The following is a 23,087-nucleotide window of genomic DNA, read 5'->3' on the forward strand; positions in this document are numbered from 1 at the left end:
CGAAGCACCGCGGCACCGGGTAGAAAAACCGTGTCGTTGCGGTGGTTCACGACTTCCCCGCAATCCAGAGGCAGGCGAAGACGAGCGCCACGATGCCGACCAGGAAGACAGCCACACCCTCGGTGGAGGGCCCGTAGCGGCCCAGGTTGAAGCCGCCCGGGTCGTTGGACTCCTTCAGCGCCTCGTTGATGTAGGCGATGATGTCGGCCTTCTGGTCCGGCGTCAGCTGGTTGTCACCGAAGACCGGCATGTTCTGCGGCCCGGTGAGCATCGCGGCGTAGATCTGCCGGTCGGTGGCGACCCGGATGTTCGGCGCGAACTTGCCGGAGGAGAGGGCACCGCCGCCACCACCGAAGGAGTGGCACTGCGAGCAGTTGACCCGGTAGAGCTGGCCGCCCTGGGCGACGTCGCCACCGGCAGCCAGGTCGTCACCGGCGGGCAGCTGCGGGCCACCCCCCATTTCCTGGACGTACTGGCCGAGCTGGCGGATCTGGTCGCTGGTGAACAGCGCGGGCTTGCGCTCCGCCTGAGCCTCCTGACGGGCCATCGGCATGCGGCCGGTGCCCACCTGGAACTCGACGGCCGCGGAGCCGGCACCGATCAGGCTCGGGCCGCGGTCCTCGACACCCTGCAGGTTGCTGCCGTGGCAGCTGACGCAGCTGACGTCGAAGAGAGCCTTGCCCTCGGCGGCGGCCGCGGAGAGCTGGTTGGTTTCCTGGGCCTGCAGGCCGGGCGCGAACACGGTGTAGGCGCCGCCGGCGAGCATCAGCGCGGCGACCAGGCGTACCGCGGCACCCAGCCGGCGGCGGCCCCTGCTGCGCACCGCGGAGGGCCGGCGGCGTAACCGCGCGAACAGACCGCCGTGGCGGCCTCGCGATCCGGGCCCGCGCCCGGAGGACGCGACGTCACCGCGAGGCGCGTCGGGGGTGTCAGAAGTCATGGCCTGTTGTCCTTAAACGGTTTCTCGACCTTGGTTCAGGTAGGGAACGGCGGCGTTATCCGGATGCGCCTGGATCACTGAAGCCAGTAGATCATGAGGTAGAGCCCGATCCACACGACGTCAACGAAGTGCCAGTAGTACGAGACCACGATGGCCGAGGTCGCCTGGGCCGGCGTGAACCGCCCCATGGTCGTACGGATCATGTAGATGAGGAACGCGACCAGACCGCCTGCCACGTGGAGTCCGTGGAAGCCGGTGGTCAGGTAGAACATCGATCCGTAACCGTCGGAGTTGATCTTCACACCCTCGTGGACGAGCGTGCGGTACTCGTTCAACTGACCGATGAGGAAGATCAGGCCCATCACGAAGGTGATGGTGAACCAGCGCCGGAGAGCGTGTACGTCGCCCCGCTCCGCCGCGAACACACCGATCTGACAGGTGATCGAAGATGCCACCAGGATCAACGTGAACGTGGTCGCATACGGCACGTCGAGCAGGGGCGTGTGCTCCGCCCACTGCTCCGGCGCCGCAGCGCGGATGGAGAAGTACATCGCGAACAACGCCGCGAAGAACATGAGTTCGCTGGAGAGCCACACGATGGTCCCCACGCTGACCATGTTGGGTCGGGTCAGCGAGTGGATCCGGCTCTTGTCAATGGCAGGGGCCGCAGTCACGTCGTCATTATGGCGGCTGAGCGGCGCGGACGATCGGGGGGGTGGCAAACCGGCTGATTTTTGGGCCGCCGGTGGCCTCTCCCCAGCGCTGGCATAGCCTGAACGACGTGTTCCAGCTCGTCTCCGCCACCAACGTTAGCGCGGTTCACGTCGCGTCCGGCAACGTGAACCTCGCCGCCGACTCCCTGCCGCCGTTCAGCGTCTCGTCGTTCTTCACCGAGGCGAGTCTGGACAGCTGGCTGGCCGTCGCGCTGGTCCTGGCCGCAGGCCTCTACCTCTACGGCGTCCACCGGTTGCGGGTACGCGGCGACAGCTGGCCGGTGGTGCGCACCATCGCCTTCATCGGCCCCGGCCTCGGCGGCATCGCGGCGGTGACGGTCAGCGGACTGCACGCCTACGACACCGCCATGCTGTCGGTGCACATGATCCAGCACATGGTGCTGTCGATGGTGGCGCCGATCTTCCTGGCGCTCGGCGCGCCGGTGACGCTGGCGCTGCGCACCCTGCCCCAGCGGGCCCGCAAGGTCCTGCTGGCGGTGGTGCACAGCCGCATCGTGCGCGTCTACAGCTATCCGCTGGTCGCCTTCGCCATCTTCGTGGTGAACCCGTTCGCGCTCTACTTCACCGGGCTCTACGAGATGAGCCTGCGCAGCGACCTCATTCACGAGGTGGTGCACGCGCACTTCATCGCCACCGGCTGTGTCTTCTTCTGGCCGCTCGTCGGGCACGACCCGCTGCCCAACCGCTGGCAGTACCCGGCCCGCGCGCTGCTGATGCTGCTCTCGGTGCCGTTCCACACGGTGCTGGGGCTGACCATCATGCAGAGCAAGACGCTCCTCGGCGGCGACTGGTACCCCGAGCTCAACCTGAGCTGGGCCGACCCGTGGGCCGACCAGGTGACCGCCGGGGGCATCCTCTGGGCCGGCGGCGAATTCGTCAGCGTGACGATGCTCGCCGTGCTCGTCGTCCAGTGGGTCAAACAGTCCGAGCGGGAAGCGCGCCGCGTCGACCGGGAACTGGACCGCCAGGAGGCCCGGCAGCGCGCCGCGGAGACCACGAGCTGACACCCGCGGCGGCCGTGCCACCACCTCAGGGGGCCGGAACCACCGCCACGGCCAGCGGTACGATCAAGCAGAAGCTACGACGTGAGGGCCAGGGGACCGATGACCGAGCGTGTTTACACCGTCCTGCTCTACAGCAGCAAGCCCGAGGTGCGCGACCGCATGCGGCTCGCCGTCGGCACCCGGCCGGCTGCCGATCTGACCGTCGAGTTCACCGACGCCTCGAGCTATGAAGAGTGCCTGCGGCTCGTCGAGGAGTACGAGATCGACCTGATGCTCCTCGACGGCGAGGCCGCACCGGCCGGCGGCATCGGCATCGCCCGCCAGATCAAGGACGACCGCGAGGACGCCCCGCCGACCTGTGTGGTGATCGCCCGGGCCGCCGATCGCTGGCTCGCCGCCTCGGCCGAGGTCGACGCCACCCTCATGCACCCGCTCGACCCGGTGACGACCGGCACCCAGGTCGCCGAACTGCTCCGCCGCCACGCCGGCGTCTCCTGACCCGACGCCTATCCGGGCGCGACGGCCACCGTCGCGCCGGCACGGGCCGGCCCGGCCCACCCCCGCCGCAGGAGGAGACAGCGCAGATGGCGACACCGACCTGGCCCGCGCTGCTCGGCAGCCTGCTCCGCGGCGAAGGGCTCAGCGGCGACGCGACCGCCTGGGCGATGGGCGAGATCATGGCGGGAGCCGCCACCTCCGCGCAGATCGCCGGCTTCGCGATGGCGCTGCGCGCCAAGGGTGAGACCTCCGCCGAACTCGGCGGACTCGTCGACGCGATGCTCGACAACGCCGTACCGGTGGAACTGCCCGACGAACTGCGCGCGGTGACACTCGACATAGTCGGCACCGGTGGCGATCTTGCCCACACGGTGAACATCTCGACGATGAGCGCCCTGGTCGCGGCCGGCGCCGGGGTACGGATCGTCAAGCACGGCAACCGCGCGGCCTCCTCCTCCTGCGGCACCGCCGACGTCCTGGAGCACCTCGGCGTACCGCTGGATCTCGGTCCGGCGGGGGTGGCCCGGTGTGTCACCGAGGCGGGGATCGGGTTCTGTTTCGCCGCCCGCTTCCACCCGGGCATGCGGCACGCCGCCGTACCGCGTCGTGAGCTGGGCGTGCCGACCGCCTTCAACTTCCTCGGGCCGCTGACCAACCCGGCCCGTCCGCGCAGCGGAGCGGTGGGCTGCTTCGACGCCCGGATGGCGCCGGTGATGGCCGGGGTCTTCGCCGCCCGCGGTGACTCGGTGCTGGTGATGCGGGGCGAGGACGGTCTCGACGAGTTCAGCACCGCCGCCCCCACCCGCTTCTGGATCGCGCAGAACGGCATCGTACGCGAGACGGTGCTGGACGCCACCGAGCTGGGGATTCCCCGGGTCACGCTGGCCGACCTGCGCGGCGGGGACGTGGCCTACAACGCCGCCGTGGTGCACCGCCTGCTCGCCGGCGAGCCCGGTCCGGTGCGCGACGCGGTGCTGGTCAACGCCGCCGCGGCGCTGGCCACCCAGGGTCCGCTGGACGGAGATCTGGGCGCGGCCGTCGCGGCCGGCATGGCACGGGCTGCGAAGTCCATCGACTCCGGCGCGGCCGCCCAGGTGCTGCGGCGCTGGGTCGAGGTCGCCAAGGAAGCCCAGGCTGCGGCCTGACCCGCATCCGGTCCACGGGGATCTGTCGGTGGCCCGTGCCAGACTGCAGCACGACCGACGCGTCACCACGACATGAGGAGTGCCCTGTGCGCGAGCGTGAACTTCCCTGCGACGGCTGCGGGACCGTGACGCGCTTCGAGGTGCCACCCTGCCCGGACGGGCACGGCACCGACTGCCCGGAGCTCGTCTGCACCGACTGCGGTGGCGCCTACCTGCTCGCCACCACCATCCTGCGACCGGTACGGCTGCGCCGCGCGGCGTCGCGCTCCCACGCCGCCTGAGGTCCGGGCCGCCGCACCACCACCGGCCGTACCCACCCGCACGCACATGCGAAAGGGCCGGCGTCCCGATGGGACGCCGGCCCTTTCGTCGTTGCGCTCGGTTCAGTGCTCGGCGGTGCGCCGGGTACCGGAGTAGTACTCGAAAAGCAGGCCACAGGCAGCGAAGATGACCGCGATACCACCGGCGAGCAGCAGCCAGAACTGCCAGTACGCCAGCCCGATGCCGACCAGCGCGGCGGCGAGCGCCAGGCCCAGCGGCCAGTAGCTACCCGGGCTGAAGAAGCCGATCTCGCCGGCGCCTTCGGCGATCTCCGCGTCCGGACGGTCCTCGGGGCGCGGGTCGATACGCGTCGAGACGAACCAGAAGAACCCGCCGCACATCGCGCAGAGCCCGGCCGACAGCAGCAGCGCCAGCGAACCGATCCACTCGATGCGGCCGGTCTCGCCCGTGGTCCAGGCCGCGTAAATGCCGGTCATCGCAAGGAGGAAGGCGGCGACGATGCCGAAGATTCGCCACTCGGTCTTCATGCGTCAGCCTCCCTGGTTGAAGTTGTTCGTGGTCCGACGGGTCTCGAACGGGAAGGTGGTGACCGCCAGCGGCTCCTCACCGATCGAGGCGAGCGCCTGCTGGGTCGTCTGACCGTCCTGCTTGGCCGCGAGGAACTGGTCGTAGTCCTGGGGAGAGACCACCCGCAGCTCGAAGTTCATCATCGAGTGGTACGTGCCGCAGAGCTCCGCGCAGCGGCCCACGTAGGCGCCCTCGGCGTCGAGGCTGGTCACCTCGAAGACGTTGCGGATCGAGCCGGGGAAGACGTCCCGCTTGAACAGCATCTCCGGCACCCAGAACGAGTGCACGACGTCGCGGCTGGTCTCCTCGAAGCGGATCTTGCGACCGGTCGGCAGCACCAGCACCGGGATGACGTCGTCGGTGCCGAGCGTCGAGGCGACGGTGTTGGCGTCCGCGCCGGCGCCGTCGCGGTAGTTGAACTGCCAGTTCCACTTGAAGCCGACGACCTCGACGACCACGTCCGGGTCGTCGCTCACCTTGTCCACGTCGGTCTGAATGATCGCCGTGTAGTAGAAGAGCACGGAGATGATCAGAATCGGCGTGATGGTGTAGAGGAACTCCATCGGCATGTTGAAACGGGTCTGCACGGGCAGCTCGTCACCGCGCTTGCGGTACCGGATCACACACCAGAAGATCAGGCCCCAGACGAAGACACCGACCGCCAGCGCGGCGATGACGCTCGCGATCCAGAGGTCGTACATCCGGTTCGCCTCGGGCGTGATGCCGCCCTGCGGCCAACCGAAGCCACCGAACGTCTTGCCAACGTCACAGCCCGTGAGCAGGAAGAGCAACGCGGCCCCGCCCACGCCGAGCCCGGCGAGCCGACCAGCACCGGCCCGCCGGCTGCCTCCTCCGGCCCGGCCGGAAGCGCTGTGCCGTACGGCCGAGGGCCGTACATCCGAACTCCTTGCGACCACCTGGTCCTGCCTCCCTAGCGCGCCGCCGTCTTTTATGTCTGCTTCGGCGGCAAAGGCGTCACCGACCGTCGCAGATTACTCGACCTTGCCAGGCTCAGGGCCCCTGGGGTGCGGTGTCCGCACTATCGGGGAATCCGCGCCTGCGCCGACGCGTTACCGTTCGCCTTATGAACGCCCCTGCCGTGTATCTGGATGCGGCCACCGCCGCGCCGCTGCATCCGGTGGCACGCCAGGCCCTGCTGGCCGCCTTCGACGACGGCTGGGCCGATCCTTCCAAGCTCTACAGTCGGTCCCGCCGCGCCCGGCAGCTGCTCGACGCCGCCCGCGCCGCCGTCGCCGAGACGCTCGGTGTCCGCGCCGATGAGGTGATCTTCACAGCGAACGGCACGACCGCGGTGCACGCCGGGGTGCTGGGCGCGCTGACGGCACGCCGGCGCAGCGGCGGGGTGCTGGTCCATTCGGCGATCGAGCACTCGGCGGTGCTGCACGCCGCCGACCGGCACGTCGCCGCCGGCGGCAGCGCCGTGAGCGTGCCCGTGGACCGGCTGGGGCGACTGGACCTGACGCGCTGGGAATCGGCCGTCCGGGCCCCCGGGGTGGCGCTGGCGGTGCTGATCAGCGCCAGCCACGAGGTCGGCACGGCGCAACCGGTCGCCGAGGCGGCGCGGATCTGCGCCGCGGCCGGCGTACCGCTGCTGGTGGACGCCGCCCAGTCGGTCGGACGGACGCCGGTGGCCCCCGGCTGGTCGTTGCTGACCGCCAGCGCCCGCAAATGGGGCGGCCCGCCCGGCGTCGGCATCCTGGTGGTGCGCAAGGGCACGCGCTGGGAGTCGCCGTATCCGGCGGACGACGCGGCGGCCGGGCACTCCCCCGGCGCGTTGAACCTGCCGGCGGTGGTCGCCGCCGCGGCCGCCCTGCGGGCCGGCGCCGCCGACATCGACGCCGAGGCCGCCCGCCAGTACGCGCTGGTCGAGCGGATCCGTACCACGGTGGCGGCGACGGTGCCGGACGTGGAAGTGGTGGGCGACCCGGTCCGGCGGCTGCCGCACCTGGTGACCTTCTCCTGTCTCTATGTCGACGGCGAGGCGCTGCTGCACGCGCTGGACCGGCGCGGCTTCGCCGTCTCCTCCGGTTCGTCCTGCACCTCGTCGACGCTGCGCCCCTCGCACGTGCTGGAGGCGATGGGGGTGCTCTCGCACGGCAACGTGCGGGTCTCGCTGCACCGGGAGACCACCGCCGCCGAGGTCGACCGCTTCCTGGCCGAACTACCCGGCGTCGTCGCCGGCCTGCGCGCCGAGGCCGGCGTGCTGGACCTCTGACCAGCGGCGCCGTGGCACGCCGCGGAAGGAGATGACATGACCAACGGTGCGGGCGAGTCGCCGGCGGAGACGCTGGACTGCCTGGGCAGGCGCTGCCCGCTGCCGGTCATCGCGCTGGCGCGACGGCTGCCGGAGCTGCCGGTGGGGGCGGTGCTGCGGGTCCTCGCCGACGACCCGGCCGCCGCGGTCGACATCCCCGCCTGGTGCCGGATGCGCGGGCAGGAGTTCATCGGGGCGGTACGCGTCGGCGCAGCCCCCGGATACGACGTGCGCCGGACCGGTTGAACCGGTCCGGCGCACGAGGCGGTGACGGTCAGGGCAGCAGGTGCTGCCGGACCTCGTCGGCCGCGGTGTCGCCGTAGGACTCACCGAGCCGCTTGACGAACTCGTCGGCCCGCACGTCGTACTCCTGGGTGCCGACGGTCTCCAGCACCAGGGTGGCGAGCAGGGCGCCGACCTGCGCGGCGCGCTCCATCCCGAGCCCCCAGGAGAGACCGGCGAAGAAGCCGGCGCGGAAGGCGTCGCCGACGCCGGTCGGGTCGACGACCTGGGTCTCCCGGGCGGCGGGAACGTGGATGCGGTCGATACCGCGGCCGGAGATCTCCACGCCGCGCTTGCCGAGGGTGGTGACCCAGACCTGCACCCGGTCGAGGATCTGCTCGTCGGTCAGGCCGGTCTTGCTCTGCAGCAGCGACTTCTCGTAGTCGTTGGTGACCAGGTACTGCGCGCCGTCGATGAGGGAGAGCACCTCGGCGCCGTCCATCCGGGCGAGCTGCTGCGACGGGTCGGCGGCGAAGGCGTACCCGCGGTCACGGCACTCCTGCGAGTGGCGCAGCATCGCGGCCGGGTCGTCCGGGCCGATCACCACGAGGTCCAGCCCGCCGAGACGCGCCGCGACCGGGGCGATCTCGATGTTGCGGGCCTCGCTCATCGCGCCGGCGTAGAACGAGGCGATCTGGCACATGTCCTGGTCGGTGGTGCAGACGAAGCGGGCGGTGTGGGCGACCTCGCTGACGTGCACCGAGTCGCAGTCGACACCGTGGCGCTCGAGCCAGGAGCGGTAGTCGCCGAAATCGGCGCCCACGGCGCCGAGCAGCACCGGGCGCAGGCCGAGCTGCGCCATCCCGAAGGTGATGTTGGCTGCCACGCCGCCGCGCCGCAGGACGAGGTCGTCCACCAGGAAGGAGAGCGACACCTGGTGCAGCTGATCGGCGATGAGCTGATCGGCGAACCGTCCCGGGAAGTGCATCAGGTGGTCGGTCGCGATGGAACCGGATACGGCGATCTTCATGTCTGGCCTCTGGATCGGATGCGGTGCAGAGCGCAGGCCAGCCTACCGTCCGGCCCGGGCCGCGAAACGCCGCAGGGCCGCCCCGGACGGGACGGCCCTGCATAGCGCTGCGATCAGTGGAGCGAAATCAGTGGAACGAGTCGCCGCAGGCGCAGGAGTTCTGCGCGTTGGGGTTGTCGATGGTGAAGCCCTGGGCGTCGATCCGGTCGGCGAAGTCGATGGTGGCGCCGGCCAGGTAGGGGGCGCTCATCCGGTCGACGACGACCTCGACGCCGTCGAAGTCGCTGACGACGTCCCCGTCGAGGGAGCGCTCGTCAAAGAAGAGCTGGTACCGCATGCCGGAGCAGCCACCCGGCTGCACCGCCACCCGGAGCCGCAGGTCGTCGCGGCCCTCCTGCTCGATCAGGGCCTTGACCTTCTGCGCCGCGATGTCGGTGAGGACGATGGCGGTCGCGGCCGTGGCCTCGGTCGACGGGCTCTGCGCTGGCGTGGTCACGTGGTATCTCCCTGCGCTTGGGTCTGGTTCCGTACTGGCCAACGCTAACCGCCGGCCCGTTGATTCCCAGTGTCCTTGAAAAAGGATTGTATGCCGAGTGGGCCGCGGCGGTCAGGAGCGGCTCCACTGCCGGGCCAGCCGGGCGGCGAGTTCGCGCAGCCCTTCGGCGGGGCGGGTCAGCGCCGCCTGCTCGTCACCGAAGTGCTCGACGAGGCTGTACGCCTCGGTCACCCCGGCCGCCGCGGCCTCCCGGCGCCCGGCGCTGACGCGTCCGGCGAGCACCACGCAGGGCAGGCCGAGGTCCCGGGCGGCCCCGGCGACGCCCGCGACGACCTTGCCGCGCAGGGACTGGTGGTCGAAGGCCCCCTCGCCGGTGATCACCAGGTCGCAGCCCGCCAGCGCCTGCGGCAGCTCGATCAGCCGGCTGACCAGTCCGATCCCCGACTCGCACCGGCCGCCCAGCGCGAGCAGCGCCGCGCCGAGCCCGCCGGCGGCGCCCGCCCCGGGCAGCTGCGCCAGCCCCGGCGGGCAGGACGGCAGATCCCGCTCCAGCACCTGGGCGAAGCGCTCGAGGGCGGCGTCGAGCAGCAGTACGTCGGCCTTCGTGGCGCCCTTCTGCGGGCCGTAGACGTTGCTGGCGCCGTGCAGGCCGAGCAGCGGGTTGTCGACGTCGGTGGCGGCCACCAGCTCCACGGCGCGCAGCCGGGGCGCACCGGTCAGACCGGCGACCGCGGTCAGCGCCGCGCCGCCGTAGGGCAGGGCCAGTCCCGCGCCGTCCACGGCCGCGGCGCCGAGCGCGGCGAGCATGCCCGCGCCGGCGTCGTTGGTGGCCGAACCCCCGAGACCGACGACCACCCGCCGGGCGCCGCTCTCCACCGCGGCCGCGACGAGCAGGCCCAGCCCGTACGAGGTGGTGGCCCTGGGGTCGCGCTCGGCGGCGGTCAGCAGGTGCAGTCCGCAGGCCTGGGCGCTCTCCACGTAGGCGGTCTCGCCGGTGACGAAGACCTCACCGGCGGCCGGCCGACCGAGCGGGTCGACGGTGCGCACCGGAATCCGCCGGCCGTCGAGGGCGGCGGCCAGCACCTCCAGGAAGCCGGGTCCGCCGTCGGCCAGCGGCCGGGCGAGCAGCTCGTCGCCGGGGGCGACGTCACGCCAGCCCTGGCTCACCGCCGCCACCACCTCGGGCGCCGACAGGGTGCCGGCGAACTTGTCCGGGCTCAGAAGTACGCGCATGCGGGCAGTGTGGCAGCACACATCTCCCGATCGAGCACTGCGGCGCGGTTGTGGGACGATCAGTGCGTGACTGCGACCTGGGGTGAACCTTCCGCCACCGCCACCGCCCTGCTGCTGCTGGGCCGGGGCAGCGACCCGGCCACCGAACGCGGCGTCGAGTGCCCGGGAGATCTTCCGGCGCCCAGCGACCCCGATCTGGTGGCCCGCGCCACCGCGGCGAAGGCGGCCCTCGGCGACAAGCTCTTCGTCCTCGGGCACCACTACCAGCGTGACGAGGTGATCCAGTTCGCCGACGTCACCGGCGACTCGTTCAAGCTGGCCCGGGAGGCCGCGGCCCGCCCGCAGGCGGAGTACATCATCTTCTGCGGCGTGCACTTCATGGCCGAGAGCGCCGACATCCTCACCACCGCCGACCAGCAGGTGATCCTGCCCGACCTGGCGGCCGGCTGCTCGATGGCGGACATGGCCGCGCTGGGGCAGGTCGAGGCGGCCTGGGAGGTCCTCGCCGACGCCGGGCTGGCCACCTCGACCGTGCCGGTGACGTACATGAACTCCTCGGCCGACATCAAGGGCTTCGTCGGGCGCAACGGTGGCGTGGTCTGCACCTCCTCCAACGCCAAGCGGGCGCTGGACTGGGCGTACGAGCAGGGCGAGCGGGTGCTCTTCCTGCCCGACCAGCACCTGGGGCGCAACACCGGCGTACTGGAGCTGGGTTTCGCACTGGAGGACTGTGTTCTCTACGACCCGCACAAGCCGGGTGGCGGGCTCACCGCCGAGCAGCTGCGGGCGGCCAAGATGGTGCTCTGGCGGGGGCACTGCTCGGTGCACGGCCGCTTCACTCTCGACAGTGTCAACGAGGTACGGGAGCGGGTGCCGGGCGTCAACGTCCTGGTCCACCCCGAGTGCCGGCACGAGGTGGTCACCGCCGCCGACCTGGTCGGGTCCACCGAATACATCATCAAGACCGTCGAGGCGGCGCCGGCCGGTTCGGCATGGGCGATCGGCACCGAGCTGAACCTGGTGCGGCGCCTGGCGCTGGCCCACCCGGACAAGCAGATCATGTTCCTCGACAAGGCCGTCTGCTACTGCTCGACGATGAACCGCATCGACCTGCCGCACCTGGTCTGGGCGCTGGAGGAGCTGGTGGCCGGCCGGGTGGTCAACCGCATCACGGTCGATCCGGTTACCGCCGGCCATGCCCGGGTAGCACTGGACCAGATGCTCGCGCTCCCCTGAGACGACAGTTACAACCAGTAACGATCGTCGTACGGATAATCACCAGCGCCCGTTTTGGGACCCTCCCGGCACGGGTGCCGCTCGGCGTGATTGGTCACACAGCGCTATGCTGCCGGGCGGACCAAGCGGACCGCGGCAACGGTTGCGCCTTCGTGGGAGTCGATATCTCGTCCCCGCACACTTCGACAAACAGCAGCACCCACGCGCTGGAGGTTTACGTTGACCGACGATGTCCTGGTCGTACACGGCGGCACCCCGTTGGAAGGAACGATCCGGGTACGCGGCGCGAAGAACCTCGTCTCCAAGGCGATGGTGGCGGCGCTGCTCGGTGACGAGCCGAGCCGTCTCTACGACGTGCCGCGCATCCGCGACGTCGAGGTCGTCCGCGGCCTGCTCGCCCTGCACGGCGTCAAGGTCAGCGACGGCGCGGAGCCCGGCGAGCTCGTCCTGGACCCCTCCAACGTGCAGAACGCCTCGACCGACGAGATCAACGTGCACGCCGGATCGAGCCGGATCCCGATCCTGTTCTGCGGTCCGCTGCTGCACCGCCTCGGCCACGCCTTCATCCCCGACCTGGGCGGCTGCCACATCGGCCCGCGCCCGATCGACTTCCACATGCAGGCGCTGCGCGAGTTCGGCGCGATCGTGGAGAAGACCCCCGAAGGGCTGCACCTGACCGCCCCGAACGGGCTGCACGGCACCAAGTTCTCCCTGCCGTACCCGAGCGTCGGCGCCACCGAGCAGGTGCTGTTGACCGCGGTGATGGCCGACGGCGTGACCGAGCTGCGCAACGCGGCGGTGGAGCCGGAGATCGTGGACCTGATCTGCATCCTGCAGAAGATGGGCGCGATCATCAACGTGCACACCGACCGGGTGATCGAGATCCAGGGCGTGCCCCGGCTCGGCGGCTACAGCCACCGCCCGATCCCGGACCGGATCGAGGCCGCGAGCTGGGCGGCCGCGGCGCTGGCGACCCGCGGCGACGTACAGGTCCTCGGGGCCGAGCAGGCCGGCATGATGACCTTCCTGAACACCTTCCGCTCCATCGGCGGCGAGTACGAGGTCACCGACCCGCGCCCGCCGCGCAACGGCTACCCGGGCCAGGAGGGCGGCATCCGCTTCTGGCACCCCGGCAGCGAGCTGCGCGCGGTGGCGCTGGAGACCGACGTGCACCCCGGTTTCATGACCGACTGGCAGCAGCCGCTGGTGGTGGCGCTGACCCAGGCGAGCGGGCTCTCCATCGTCCACGAGACCGTCTACGAGCAGCGGCTGGGCTACACCCAGGCACTCAACTCGATGGGCGCCAACATCCAGGTCTACCGGGACTGCCTCGGCGGCACCCCGTGCCGATTCGGCCGCCGCAACTTCAAGCACTCGGCGGTCATCGCCGGGCCGAGCAAGCTGCACGGCGCCGATCTGGTCATCCCCGACCTGCGGGCCGGCTTCAGCCACCTGATCGCCGCGCTGGCCGCCGAGGGCACCTCCCGGGTCTACGGCGTGGGCCTGATCGAACGCGGCTACGAGGACTTCGAGGCCAAGCTCGGCAACCTCGGCGCACACGTCGAACGGCCGTAACACCCGCTTCGCGAACGCCCGGTGCACCTTGATGTGCACCGGGCGTTCGCTTTTGGCTACCCTTCACTCGTGCCGTCGCTGTTTCGCCGCAAGTCCGACCAGCTCGTCGAGGATGCCGTCACCGAGGTGACCACCGACGAGGAGCCCACCGTGACCCGCCCAAAGGGTTACACCCCCGCCAAGGGTCGTGAGACGCCGAAGCGGCCGAGTCCGGCCCGCCGGCCCGCCGGCCCCACCCGGGAGCTGAGCAAGGAGGAGAAGCGCGAGCTTCGCCGCCAGGCACGCGCCGAGGCGGCCGAAGAGTTCCGCCGCGAAGGCGGTCCCCGCGACCGCGGTCCGGAGCGGCTGCTCGCCCGCAACGTGGTGGACTCCCGCCGTACGGTGGGCCCGTGGTTCTTCGGTGGCGCCCTGCTGGTGCTGATCGGCTCGTCGCAGGCGATGCCGCCGGCCGTGCAGCTCGCCTCGAACATCCTGTGGGGGGTGCTCGCCGTCGCCGTGGTGGTCGACTCGGTGCTGCTCTGCCGCAAGCTCAAGCGGCTGATCCGCGAGCGGTTCCCCAACACCGGCCAGCGGATGGGCTCGCTCTACATGTACACCGTGATGCGCGGCATCACCTTCCGCAAGATGCGCGCGCCGGCGCCGCAGGTCAACCTCGGCGACCCGGTCTGAGCCACGGCACAGCCGCTCTGACGCCCCCGCGGTGAACTCACCGCGGGGGCGTCGTCCGTTCGCCGGGCGGCACCGCCCACCCGCGCCCGGGTCACTGCACGCCGAGCAGCCGCAGCCCCGCGGTGGTGCCGGCGGCCCCGAGCACCACCAGCACGAACGAGGCCCGCCGCCAGGCCAGCAGGAGTCCGACCAGCACGCCGGCCGGGCGGGCCGGACCGACGAACCGGCCGGCCTCGGTCAGCGCCGCAGTCGCCGCGAGGGCGGCCAGCAGGGTCGCCGCGGCGACGGGCAGCAGCCGCAGCGCCCACTCGGGCAGGTCCAGTCGCTCCCGCAGCAGCACGCCACCGAGCCGGGTCGCGTAGGTGCCGAGCGCGAGCGCGGCGATCACCACGATCAGCATGGCCGCACCGGCCGGCTGCGGCGCAGCGCGAGCAGGATCAGCCCGGCCAGTGCGCACAGCACCGGCAGGCCGGCCGGCAGCACCGGGGTCAGCGCCACGGCGAGCACCGCCCCGGCGATCGCCACCCGGCGGGTGTCGGGGTCGCGCAGCGAGGGCAGCAGCATGGCGATCAGGCCGGCCGGGAAGGCCGCGTCGAGGCCGAGGGCGGCCGGGTCGCCGGCGACGCCGCCGAGGAGTACGCCGGCGACGGTGCCGACGTTCCAGGCGACGAAGAGCCCGACCGACATGCTCCAGAAGATCCGCCGCCGCCCGGCGTCGTCGGGCTGGGACAGGGTGTAGGCGGTGGCCTCGTCGGTGAGCAGGTGGGCGCCGAAGAGCCGGTGGGCCAGCCGGGGGCCGAGGGTGGCCCCGAGCGTCATCCCGAACGGCAGGTGACGGACGTTGAGCAGCAGGCCCGCGAAGACCGCGGCGAGCGGACTCCCCACGCTGATCAGCCCGACGGCCATGAACTGGGCGCCGCCGGCGTAGACGGCCAGGGACATCAGCACGGCGGCCCAGCCGGGAACCCCGGCGGCTACGGCGACCGCGCCGAAGGAGGCGCCGACGGCGAGCATGGCCGCGCCGAGGGCTGCCACGTCCGCGAAGAGCCGCGGCGGTGTTCGTTCTGCCGTACGCATGGTTCGCTATCCTGAACACAGCCCGCCTGTTCGTCAAATCGAACAAACGACCGACGGAGCGAACATTGCGTACGGAAACCCCGTCCCCCCTCGCCACCATCGCCGCCTCGTTACGCCGGGAACGCGATCGCGCCGGCATCTCACTGACCGCACTCGCCCGCCGGGCCAACATCGCGAAGTCCACCCTCTCCCAGCTCGAGTCCGGCACCGGAAACCCCAGCGTGGAGACGCTCTGGGCGCTCGCGGTCGCCCTCGACGTCCCGTTCAGCCGGCTCGTCGAGCCCGCCGCGCCCGCCGTACGGATCGTGCGCGCCGGCACCGGGACCCGGATCCACTCCGACCACGCCGCCTTCGCCGCGACGCTCCTCTCGGCCGGTCCGGCACACGTACGCCGCGACCTCTACCTGCTGGAACTCGAACCCGGCGCGGTACGCGACGCCGAGGCGCACATCGCCGGCGTCGAGCACCTGGTGGTGACCAGCGGACGGCTGCGCACCGGCCCGGTCGCCGAACCGGCCGAGCTCGGCCCCGGCGACTACATCGCCTTCCCGGCCGACGAACCCCACCGGTACGAAGCTCTCGAGCCCGCGACCCGCGCCGTGCTCGTCATGGAACACCACTGATGAGCTGCGATCTCCACTCCAGTGAGCCGATCGGCGTCCGATAACGTTTGACGACATGGGCACGGTCACAGTGGCGGTGACCGAGCCCACGCCGTTACCCTCCTTCGACGAGCACGGCGTACCGAGGCCCATGGGGAAGCCACCGGTCCGCAGGCCCGCCCAGCGCGACAATTTCCGACGAGGTGGCATCCCCTTGAGCAAGCGACGCGAGCCGGTCCGCGGACCGCTGCACGCTTGCGGCCCGCAGTGGTGCCACCGATGAGAGGCGACTACCCGGGAGGCTGGCGGAGCCCTGGCGAAGCCTGGGCTGTCGAACCCACCTGGGAGTGGCAGCCCCAGTTCCCTGGCCAGCGCTACCCCGGCGACATCGGCATCGAGAACTTCCCGCCCCGGCCGGTCCCCCGCGGACGCGCCAGCGTCACCCCCCTCGGCGGCGCCCCGTCCGGCGACCGCGACCCACGTCGCGGCCCGGCCCCCCACCAGCAGGGTGCGGACCCACGACAGCCGCGCCCCCCGCAGGCCCACCCGGACCGGCGCGACCAGCGCGACGGACCACCGCGCGACGGCGAACGCCTGCCGCGAACCCCCGCCGGACCCGAACGAGCACACCCGGACGCCCCGCCGGGCCGCGCCGCCGCCGGGGCCCCGCCACTGGAAGGCTGGTCCCGCAGCGCCCCGGCCGCGGGCGGGCGACCCGGCGCAGCACCGGCAGCCCAGCGAACCCCGCCCGGGACCCAGCGGCGGCCCGACGACCGGCAGCAGCGGCACGACGCACCAGCGGCCCAGCCCGCCGCCTGGCACCAGCCGCCCCGCGACCCACGGGCACGCCCCGTCTCGCCGCCGCCGCAGCATTTCCCACCACGACCGGGTGATGCCGGGCCGCGCCACCCAGGGCCGCAGGATCCGCAGGCGCCCCACGGTCGGCCGACCCCGTCGGCGAGGCCGGGTCCGCGCGACGAGCGGCCGGCGCCGCCGTACGACCGGCCGGCACCGCCGGAGCGGGAGACCCCCTTCGACCGGCGGGACCCGCGTGCCTGGCCGCCCGTACCACCCCCTTCGCAGCCGGCCCGGTCCGGTCCACCGCACGGCGGACAGCCCGGCGTACCCGTACGCCCCCGCGCCGACCACCACGAGCCCGGTCGCCCCGGGCCTGGCCCCGGCGGTCCCGTGTCGGGACCACCGGTCTCCGGCGCACCGGTCTCCGGCGTCCCGGCACGGCCCGTCTCCGGCGTCCCCGGTCGACCGACCTCTGGCGCACCCGACCGGCCGATCTCGGGCGTCCCTGGACGGCCGACTTCCGGCATGCCGGGGCGGCCGACCTCCGGCCCGCCCGGGCAGCCGGCCGGTGGGCCACCCGGGACGGCAGTGCCGCCGGTGCCGGTCCCGCCACCGGCGGGACCGCCCACCGGCCGGCCCGTTCAGCCCGGCACGCGGGCCGGCTCACCCCCGGCGCCGTCTCGGGAGTCCCGCCTGCCCGCTCCTGCGGCCCCACCCGTCGAGACGCCACGACCCGCCTCTCGGCCGACCGCTGACAGCCCCGGGGTGGACCCGGACTCTCTGCCGTGGCCGCAGCGCTCCGGTCCGATTCCCGCACCGGTCCCGCCGCGCATCACCCCCGCCCGGAGCGCCCCGGACCCGCGGCCCGCCCAGAGCGGGCCCGCACCGGGCCGACCCGCCCAGAGTGGACCCGAGCAGAGTGGACCGGCCCAGGGCGGACCCGCCCGAGGTGGCCAGGATCGGCCTGCCGCGCCCCCGCACGGTCCCAGCAACGAACGGACGGACGTCCCGCCGGGGCGGCCCCGCATCGCGCAGGCCCCGGAGGGGGGCTGGTTCGACCGCACCGGCTCTCCCTCGCCGGATCCGGCGCCGACCCCTGCGCCCGCGCCCCCTGCCACCGCAGCCGTCCCCGCCCCGCCGGCACCCGCACCGGGCACCGCCGGTCAAGCCGATGCGACGATGCCGGCGGCGGACGCGCCAGCGAGCACGACGCGGGAAGCCGCGGCAACGGCCCAGCCCGCTGCGGTCGCAACCGGCGCAGGTCCGGCAGCCTCCCCCGGCCCGGCTGTCCCACCGCGGCCGGCAACCGACGCCACGGGCACGACACCGACGCCTGCCACCGACTTCCCGGTCAGCGACCCGGCGCCGGGCACCGACGCGTACCCGGCGACCGCGGGCGAGTGGAGGCCGCAGCCGGACGCGAGCCCGGAGCCGGCACCGACGGCGGAGAAGGACGCCGCCCCGCAGCCGACCGCGCAGGCCTCCGCCACGACGACCACCGACCCGTTCCCCGTATCGGCTGACGCGCCCGCACCGGTCGCGGAGACCGACACACCCGCTGCCAGCGGCAGCGGCGAGATCTCGGGCGCGGACTCCTCCCCCGGGCCCGAACCAACGGCGGCGGCGGAGACGACAACGCAGCCTGCGGCAGAGACCAAGCCGGTGGCAGAGGCGCCGAGGCCCGTGACCGACGCGCAGGCGCCCGACCGGGACACCGACTCCCCTGCCGACGCCCACACCGGAGAAGTGCCCGACACCGAATCTGCGGACGGCTCCACCGCGAGCGCGGAAACGGCACCGGTTGCCGGGACACCGGCCACAGACGAGCAGCGGCAGGACACGACCGCCCCGGAACCGGACGAGGACGACAGCAACGAGAACGACGACCCGGACGGGGACGGCGACGGCGACGGGGACGGCGACCAGGACAGGGACAGCGACGAGGCTCCGATCGACCCGGAGCAGTGGCTGGCGGCGTACCGGCCGCGGCTGGACCCCGAGACTCTGCGGGAGTCCGCCGCGGACCCGGCGGAGCTGTCCGGGATCCGCGACCGGCTCAGCGACAAGATCGACGCGGCGCTGGACAACCGTTCCCGGGCCCGGCTGCTCAGCCTGCGGGCGGTGGTCTCCCGGCTCGCCGGCGACCTCGACCGGGCGCTCGACGACGGTCAGCTCGCCCTCACCCACGCCCAGGCCACCGGCGAGCTGCGGCGCATCGCGATCGCGCAGGCCCGGCTGGCGCATGTACTGCGCTGCCGGGGCGACTTCGCCGAGGCGGACCGGCTCTACGCCGAGGCCAACTCCCCGGAGCTGCCCGACCGGCTGCGGGCCGCGCTGCACGAACAGATGGCGCGTTCCTGCTACGACCAGGACCGCTACATCGAGGCGTGCGTCCACTTCGAACGCGCCCTGGACCTGCGCCGCACCCACGACCGGGACCTGCTGGCCCGTACCGAGGCCGCCCTGGACGGCGTCTTCGCCCGGGTCGCCGCGCGCGGCTGGGGCCCGTACGCCCGCAGCCGCGACGAGGTGCTGCAGAAGCCGGTGCTGCCGGTGCCGCACTTCGACGCCGGGCTGGGACGCTGGGGGTACGCCGACGCCACCGGCGAGCTGGTGATCGACAGCCGGTACGCCGATGCCCAGCCGTTCCGCGAGGACGTGGCCTGGGTGCGCAACCCCGACGCCCGCTGCTGGGAGCTGATCGACCGCAGCGGGGCGGTGCTCATCGGCGCCGACGCCGGTTTCCAGGAGGCCCAGGCCTTCTCCGACGAGCTCGCCTGGGTCCGGCGGGCCGACGAGGCGCAGTGGCTCGCCGTCGACAGGACCGGCGCGCCGGCCGGGCCGGCGGGCTTCGACGACGTACGTCCGTTCCGGCGCGGCGTGGCCGTGGTGCGCAAGGGCCGCTGGGGTGCGGTCAACAGCGCCGGTGAACTGGTACTGGCACCGTCGTTCGACGGCTTCGCCACCGCGCTGACCGACGGACGCTACCTGGACGGCTTCACCGACGAAGGGCTGGCGGTGGTCGACGCGGGCGGCCGCAAGGGTGTGGTGCACCGGGACGGGCGGATGCTGGTCCGGCCCGCCCACCCGGCGGTGGTGATCCACCCGGTGGCGTTCCTGATCGGTGACGGGCGGGGCCGCTGGGGCGCCCTCGACCGCCGCGGTGACCTGCTCCTCGAGGTGGTGCACGGCAGCCGCGCGACGGTGCTGGAACGCATCGACCGGCTGCTGGCCGACACCGAGCCGCTGCTCTAGCCACCACCCCCGGTGGTCGGGCGCAGCCCGGGGCGGGCCGCCGCCGGGGCCGATAGGGTCGCAGGCATGGAATTCCGACACCTTGGCCGCAGCGGCCTGATGGTCAGTGAGATCTCGTACGGCAACTGGATCACCCACGGTTCCCAGGTGGAGGAGGACGCGGCGCTCTCCTGCGTACGCGCCGCCCTCGACGTGGGGATCACCACGTTCGACACCGCCGACGTCTACGCCGGCACCCGGGCCGAGGAGGTGCTCGGGCGGGCACTGGCCGGTCAGCGCCGCGAAGGCATCGAGATCTTCACGAAGGTCTTCTGGCCCACCGGCCCCGGCCCGAACGACCGCGGCCTGTCCCGCAAGCACATCATGGAGTCGATCAACGGTTCGCTGCGCCGCCTGCAGACCGACTACGTCGACCTCTACCAGGCCCACCGCTACGACCACAGCACGCCGCTGGAGGAGACGATGGAGGCGTTCGCCGACATCGTGCACTCCGGCAAGGCCCTCTACATCGGGGTCTCGGAGTGGAACGCCGAGCAGATCCGCGCCGGCCACACCCTGGCCCGGGAGCTGAAGATCCAGCTCGTATCGAACCAGCCGCAGTACTCGATGCTCTGGCGGGTCATCGAGGGCGAGGTGGTCCCGACCAGCGAGGAGCTGGGCATCGGGCAGATCGTCTGGTCGCCGATGGCGCAGGGCGTGCTCACCGGCAAGTACCTGCCGGGTCAGCCGCCGCCGGCCGGTTCGCGCGCCACCGACGAGAAGTCGGGGGCGGGCTTCATCTCGCAGTTCCTCACCGACGAGGTCCTGACCACCGTGCAGCGGCTCAAGCCCCTCGCCGAGCAGGCCGGGCTGAGCATGGCCCAGCTGGCGATCGCCTGGGTGCTGCAGAACCCGAACGTCTCCTCGGCGATCGTCGGCGCGACCCGTCCGGAGCAGGTCCACGACAACGTCAAGGCCGCCGGCGTACGGCTCGACGCGGACCTGATGAAGGCGATCGACGAGATCGTCGACCCGATCGTGCAGCGGGACCCGTCCCGTACGGTCAGCCCGGCCAAGCGCCCCTGACGTCGGCGTCGGGGCGGCCCCCGGGTCGCCCCGACGGCAGCCGGCCGGCACGTGGCGCGGCGATCAGCGGTCCGCGGGGCCGTCGTGACCGGCTGCGAGTCCCGCGAAGATCACTCCGCGGGGGGCAGCAGGCTCATCCGGTACTCGACCCGGTCGTTCTCCACCAGCACGACCGACTGCACGCCGGCCTCGGCCAGCTCCGGCCACTGCAGGCCGATCCAGGACTCGGCGTCGGACTGGCTGCTGAACGTCTCCGCCGGGCCGGTGACCGACTCGCCGTTCGCGCCCTCGTACCGCCAGCTCCACGGCATCCCGTGTCTCCCCTCACCGATCGTCGCGTCGGCGAATGGGACGCCGCGCACCGGGGCACAGCCTAGTCGAGCGGGGCCGAACCGCTCGCCGACGACGATCCGGGCAGAGCGGCCCCGGCAGCGCCAAAACCGCCGCGCGCGCCGGGGCGGACGCGAGCTTGGCTAAGGTACGAGCATGTCGATTGACGGGTGGAAGCGGCTGCTGGTCCTCGGGGGGATCGGCTCCGGAAGGTCGGAATTCGCCCTCTCCCTGCTACAGGATCAGGCTTCGGTACGACGGGTCGCCGCCGAGGAGTTCTCGGCCGACCCCTCCGAGCTGGCGCAGCTGCTGCGGCGGGCCCGCGCCGATGAGACCCTGCTGGTCGAGGGCCTGGACGCCTGGGTGCGGGTGCTGCTCGACCCGGCACACCAGCCGGCCGACGATCGGGCAACCGTCGCCGAACTGGCCGGCGCGGTCGGCGACTGCGCCGCCCGGGTGGTGCTGGTCGCCCCCGAGGCGGGGCTCGGCGCTGCCCCGGCGGAGCTGGTGGAGCGGGCCTTCGCCGACGCCCTCGGCACCACCAACCGCACCGTCGCCGACGCCTGCGACGCCGTCGTGCTGGTGATCGCCGGTCAGCCCAGCTGGTTGAAGGTCCCGCAGCCCGCCACCGGCGACGCGCCGGCCGGCTCCCCGGCGGCAGCGCGGCCCGGGGCTCGCCCCGGCGGCACCGGCGCAGGAGCCAACGGGGTCACCGGCGCACCCGCGGTCGCCTCCGTGGGCATTCCCAGTCAGCCCCGGCAGGCCCCGGCTGCGGTGCCGGTTGCGGCCGCCGCCCCCACGCTCGTCTCTGCCCCGGTCGCCGACCTGGACGCCGCCGAGGTGGACTTCGCACCCGGCATGGACCTTCCGATGCCCGACGACACCACCGGGCCGCAGGCCGTCGCGCGCCTGGCCGACCTCGACCTCGCCGGCACCGGCTTCGGTGACCTGAGCCGGTTGATCTCGTTCGCCGCCGCCACCCAGGCGACTCCGGTGCCGACCGCCTGGGATCGGGTGCGGGTGCTGCTGGTGCAGGGCGAACACGACGGCGGCCTGGCCGCCGGCCACCAACCGCAGGAGACCGCGCGCCGCCTCGGGCAGGCGACCGACGGCACGGGGGCGCTGGGGCAGCTCGCCGCGGCCGCCGGCGCCGACCTCCAGGTCGTGTCGGCGCCACCGGCGGCACCGATCGAGTTCCGGCCGGCGCTGGACGAGGCGACGGTCGAGGCCGCGCTGCGTACCGGCTGGGAGCTGGCCCGGCAGGCCGCGGCGGACGGCGTCCGGCTGCTGGTGCTTGCCGCGGTGGGTACCGGCACCGACGGCGCCGCCGCGGCCGTGCTCGCGGCGACCGCCGGCACCGAGCCGCCGATGGCCCTGGCCCGGGTCGTCGGTCCCGGCGGCCGGGTCGACGACACGGCGTGGATCCGGCGCTGCACCGCCGTACGCGACGCGCTGCACCGCAGCCGGTACGCCGGACGCAGCGCCCGGGAGGTGCTCGCCGAACTTGGTGGTGGCGACATCGCCGTGGCCACCGGCGTGCTCCTCTCCGCCGCCGCGCACCGGCTGCCGGTGCTGCTGGACGGCCCGGTCGGCATCGCCGCCGGCATGGTCAGCCGGGACCTCGGCAGCCAGGCCCGGCACTGGTGCCTGCTGGTCGACGACGGCGGCCACCCCGGCGTACGGGTCGCCGCCGAGGTGCTCGGCCTCACGCCGCTGATGCGGCTCGGGCTGGACCTCGGTGAGGGGGCGAACGCCCTGGCGGCGTTGCCGATGCTGCGCTCGGCGCTGGCGCTGGCCGCCGCGCTGCCGCCGCACCCGCAGCCGGCGGCGACCGATGCCGCAGACGAGCCGGCCGAGTCCGACGGGACCAGGGAGGACGCGGAGCCGGCCGGTGCCGAGCCGGAGTTCGCCGAACCGGCACCGCAGGGGCCGGGACCGGCGACCACGCAGCCGCAGACCGAGCCGGAGTCCGGTGTCGGGCAGTCAGCGGGCCGGGCCGGCTGACTCGCCGCGGCGGGGTAGTCCCGACCGCCTGAATCCGGACCGCCCACCCG

23 protein-coding genes are annotated in these 23,087 nt (G+C 73.0%); 13 read left to right on the top strand and 10 right to left on the bottom strand.

Features of this window, described 5'->3' with window-relative positions; genetic code table 11:
• Positions 1 to 46: 46 nt before the first annotated feature.
• Both qcrC and ctaE read right to left on the bottom strand, forming a co-directional pair.
• Positions 47 to 823, bottom strand: coding sequence for a cytochrome bc1 complex diheme cytochrome c subunit (gene qcrC, locus ACK8GG_RS08465; RefSeq protein WP_440354816.1), 777 nt, complete (start codon positions 821 to 823; stop codon positions 47 to 49).
• 191 nt (positions 824 to 1,014) lie between these two features.
• Positions 1,015 to 1,614, bottom strand: coding sequence for an aa3-type cytochrome oxidase subunit III (ctaE, locus tag ACK8GG_RS08470; protein WP_440350460.1), 600 nt, complete (start codon positions 1,612 to 1,614; stop codon positions 1,015 to 1,017).
• Between the two features lie 164 nt (positions 1,615 to 1,778).
• Here ctaE and ACK8GG_RS08475 point away from each other — a divergent pair, with 164 nt between their 5' ends.
• From ACK8GG_RS08475 to ACK8GG_RS08490, 4 genes are all read left to right on the top strand, one after another.
• Positions 1,779 to 2,678, top strand: a complete 900-nt coding sequence (locus ACK8GG_RS08475; RefSeq protein ID WP_440350749.1) for a cytochrome c oxidase assembly protein — start codon at positions 1,779 to 1,781, stop codon at positions 2,676 to 2,678.
• Positions 2,679 to 2,777: 99 nt separating this feature from the next.
• Positions 2,778 to 3,176, top strand: a complete 399-nt coding sequence (locus tag ACK8GG_RS08480) for a response regulator (protein ID WP_440350461.1) — start codon at positions 2,778 to 2,780, stop codon at positions 3,174 to 3,176.
• Positions 3,177 to 3,262: 86 nt separating this feature from the next.
• Complete coding sequence (gene trpD, locus ACK8GG_RS08485) at positions 3,263 to 4,321, top strand: anthranilate phosphoribosyltransferase (protein ID WP_440355976.1); 1,059 nt, start codon at positions 3,263 to 3,265, stop codon at positions 4,319 to 4,321.
• Positions 4,322 to 4,407: 86 nt separating this feature from the next.
• Positions 4,408 to 4,602: a hypothetical protein gene (locus ACK8GG_RS08490; protein ID WP_440350463.1), complete on the top strand. Its 195-nt coding sequence runs from the start codon at positions 4,408 to 4,410 to the stop codon at positions 4,600 to 4,602.
• Between the two features lie 102 nt (positions 4,603 to 4,704).
• Here the strand turns inward: ACK8GG_RS08490 and ctaF are convergent, their stop codons facing one another.
• Together ctaF and ctaC are read right to left on the bottom strand one after the other, a co-directional pair.
• Complete coding sequence (gene ctaF, locus ACK8GG_RS08495; protein ID WP_440354818.1) at positions 4,705 to 5,130, bottom strand: aa3-type cytochrome oxidase subunit IV; 426 nt, start codon at positions 5,128 to 5,130, stop codon at positions 4,705 to 4,707.
• A 3-nt stretch (positions 5,131 to 5,133) separates the two neighbouring features.
• A complete protein-coding gene (gene ctaC / locus ACK8GG_RS08500; RefSeq protein WP_440350465.1) occupies positions 5,134 to 6,087 on the bottom strand; it encodes an aa3-type cytochrome oxidase subunit II in 954 nt (317 codons plus the stop codon).
• A 167-nt stretch (positions 6,088 to 6,254) separates the two neighbouring features.
• Between ctaC and ACK8GG_RS08505 the strand changes: the two genes are divergently transcribed.
• Positions 6,255 to 7,406, top strand: a complete 1,152-nt coding sequence (locus ACK8GG_RS08505) for a cysteine desulfurase family protein (RefSeq protein WP_440354819.1) — start codon at positions 6,255 to 6,257, stop codon at positions 7,404 to 7,406.
• A 36-nt stretch (positions 7,407 to 7,442) separates the two neighbouring features.
• Entirely contained in the window at positions 7,443 to 7,691 is a 249-nt protein-coding gene (locus ACK8GG_RS08510) for a sulfurtransferase TusA family protein (protein ID WP_440354820.1), read from the top strand.
• 28 nt (positions 7,692 to 7,719) lie between these two features.
• On the opposite strand, the gene ACK8GG_RS08515 is transcribed toward ACK8GG_RS08510, so the two are convergent.
• The 3 genes from ACK8GG_RS08515 to ACK8GG_RS08525 form a co-directional block, all read right to left on the bottom strand.
• Positions 7,720 to 8,697: a carbohydrate kinase family protein gene (locus tag ACK8GG_RS08515; protein WP_440354821.1), complete on the bottom strand. Its 978-nt coding sequence runs from the start codon at positions 8,695 to 8,697 to the stop codon at positions 7,720 to 7,722.
• A 127-nt stretch (positions 8,698 to 8,824) separates the two neighbouring features.
• Positions 8,825 to 9,193 (bottom strand): iron-sulfur cluster insertion protein ErpA, encoded by a 369-nt coding sequence (gene erpA / locus ACK8GG_RS08520; protein ID WP_440350469.1) that lies wholly within the window; start codon positions 9,191 to 9,193, stop codon positions 8,825 to 8,827.
• Between the two features lie 111 nt (positions 9,194 to 9,304).
• Positions 9,305 to 10,426 carry a glycerate kinase family protein gene (locus ACK8GG_RS08525; protein WP_440355977.1) on the bottom strand — a complete coding sequence of 374 codons (1,122 nt, stop codon included), beginning with the start codon at positions 10,424 to 10,426 and terminating at the stop codon, positions 9,305 to 9,307.
• A gap of 66 nt (positions 10,427 to 10,492) precedes the next feature.
• Between ACK8GG_RS08525 and nadA the strand changes: the two genes are divergently transcribed.
• From nadA to ACK8GG_RS08540, 3 genes are all read left to right on the top strand, one after another.
• Complete coding sequence (gene nadA / locus ACK8GG_RS08530; RefSeq protein ID WP_440355978.1) at positions 10,493 to 11,662, top strand: quinolinate synthase NadA; 1,170 nt, start codon at positions 10,493 to 10,495, stop codon at positions 11,660 to 11,662.
• Positions 11,663 to 11,881: 219 nt separating this feature from the next.
• On the top strand, positions 11,882 to 13,237 hold the full coding sequence (murA, locus tag ACK8GG_RS08535; protein WP_440355979.1) for a UDP-N-acetylglucosamine 1-carboxyvinyltransferase: 1,356 nt from the start codon (positions 11,882 to 11,884) through the stop codon (positions 13,235 to 13,237).
• Positions 13,238 to 13,306: 69 nt separating this feature from the next.
• On the top strand, positions 13,307 to 13,906 hold the full coding sequence (locus ACK8GG_RS08540) for a DUF3043 domain-containing protein (protein WP_440350473.1): 600 nt from the start codon (positions 13,307 to 13,309) through the stop codon (positions 13,904 to 13,906).
• A 91-nt stretch (positions 13,907 to 13,997) separates the two neighbouring features.
• Here ACK8GG_RS08540 and ACK8GG_RS08545 read toward each other — a convergent pair whose 3' ends face one another.
• Together ACK8GG_RS08545 and ACK8GG_RS08550 are read right to left on the bottom strand one after the other, a co-directional pair.
• Positions 13,998 to 14,306, bottom strand: a complete 309-nt coding sequence (locus ACK8GG_RS08545; protein ID WP_440350474.1) for an AzlD domain-containing protein — start codon at positions 14,304 to 14,306, stop codon at positions 13,998 to 14,000.
• Entirely contained in the window at positions 14,300 to 14,983 is a 684-nt protein-coding gene (locus ACK8GG_RS08550) for an AzlC family ABC transporter permease (RefSeq protein WP_440355980.1), read from the bottom strand. Before ACK8GG_RS08550 ends, ACK8GG_RS08545 begins: the two co-directional genes overlap by 7 nt.
• Before the next feature lie 65 nt (positions 14,984 to 15,048).
• Here ACK8GG_RS08550 and ACK8GG_RS08555 point away from each other — a divergent pair, with 65 nt between their 5' ends.
• The 3 genes from ACK8GG_RS08555 (at position 15,049) to ACK8GG_RS08565 (ending at position 20,703) form a co-directional block, all read left to right on the top strand.
• Complete coding sequence (locus tag ACK8GG_RS08555; protein WP_440350476.1) at positions 15,049 to 15,606, top strand: helix-turn-helix domain-containing protein; 558 nt, start codon at positions 15,049 to 15,051, stop codon at positions 15,604 to 15,606.
• Positions 15,607 to 18,066: 2,460 nt separating this feature from the next.
• A complete protein-coding gene (locus ACK8GG_RS08560) occupies positions 18,067 to 19,638 on the top strand; it encodes a WG repeat-containing protein (RefSeq protein WP_440355981.1) in 1,572 nt (523 codons plus the stop codon).
• Positions 19,639 to 19,704: 66 nt separating this feature from the next.
• A complete protein-coding gene (locus ACK8GG_RS08565; RefSeq protein ID WP_440350478.1) occupies positions 19,705 to 20,703 on the top strand; it encodes an aldo/keto reductase family protein in 999 nt (332 codons plus the stop codon).
• 110 nt (positions 20,704 to 20,813) lie between these two features.
• On the opposite strand, the gene ACK8GG_RS08570 is transcribed toward ACK8GG_RS08565, so the two are convergent.
• Positions 20,814 to 21,014: a hypothetical protein gene (locus ACK8GG_RS08570; RefSeq protein ID WP_440350750.1), complete on the bottom strand. Its 201-nt coding sequence runs from the start codon at positions 21,012 to 21,014 to the stop codon at positions 20,814 to 20,816.
• Between the two features lie 175 nt (positions 21,015 to 21,189).
• On the opposite strand from ACK8GG_RS08570, the gene ACK8GG_RS08575 reads away from it, so the two are divergent.
• On the top strand, positions 21,190 to 23,037 hold the full coding sequence (locus tag ACK8GG_RS08575) for a bifunctional adenosylcobinamide kinase/adenosylcobinamide-phosphate guanylyltransferase (RefSeq protein ID WP_440355982.1): 1,848 nt from the start codon (positions 21,190 to 21,192) through the stop codon (positions 23,035 to 23,037).
• Positions 23,038 to 23,087 lie beyond the last annotated feature (50 nt).

It is taken from the genome of Melissospora conviva (assembly GCF_049523535.1).
Taxonomy (GTDB): Bacteria; Actinomycetota; Actinomycetes; order Mycobacteriales; family Micromonosporaceae; genus Melissospora; species Melissospora conviva.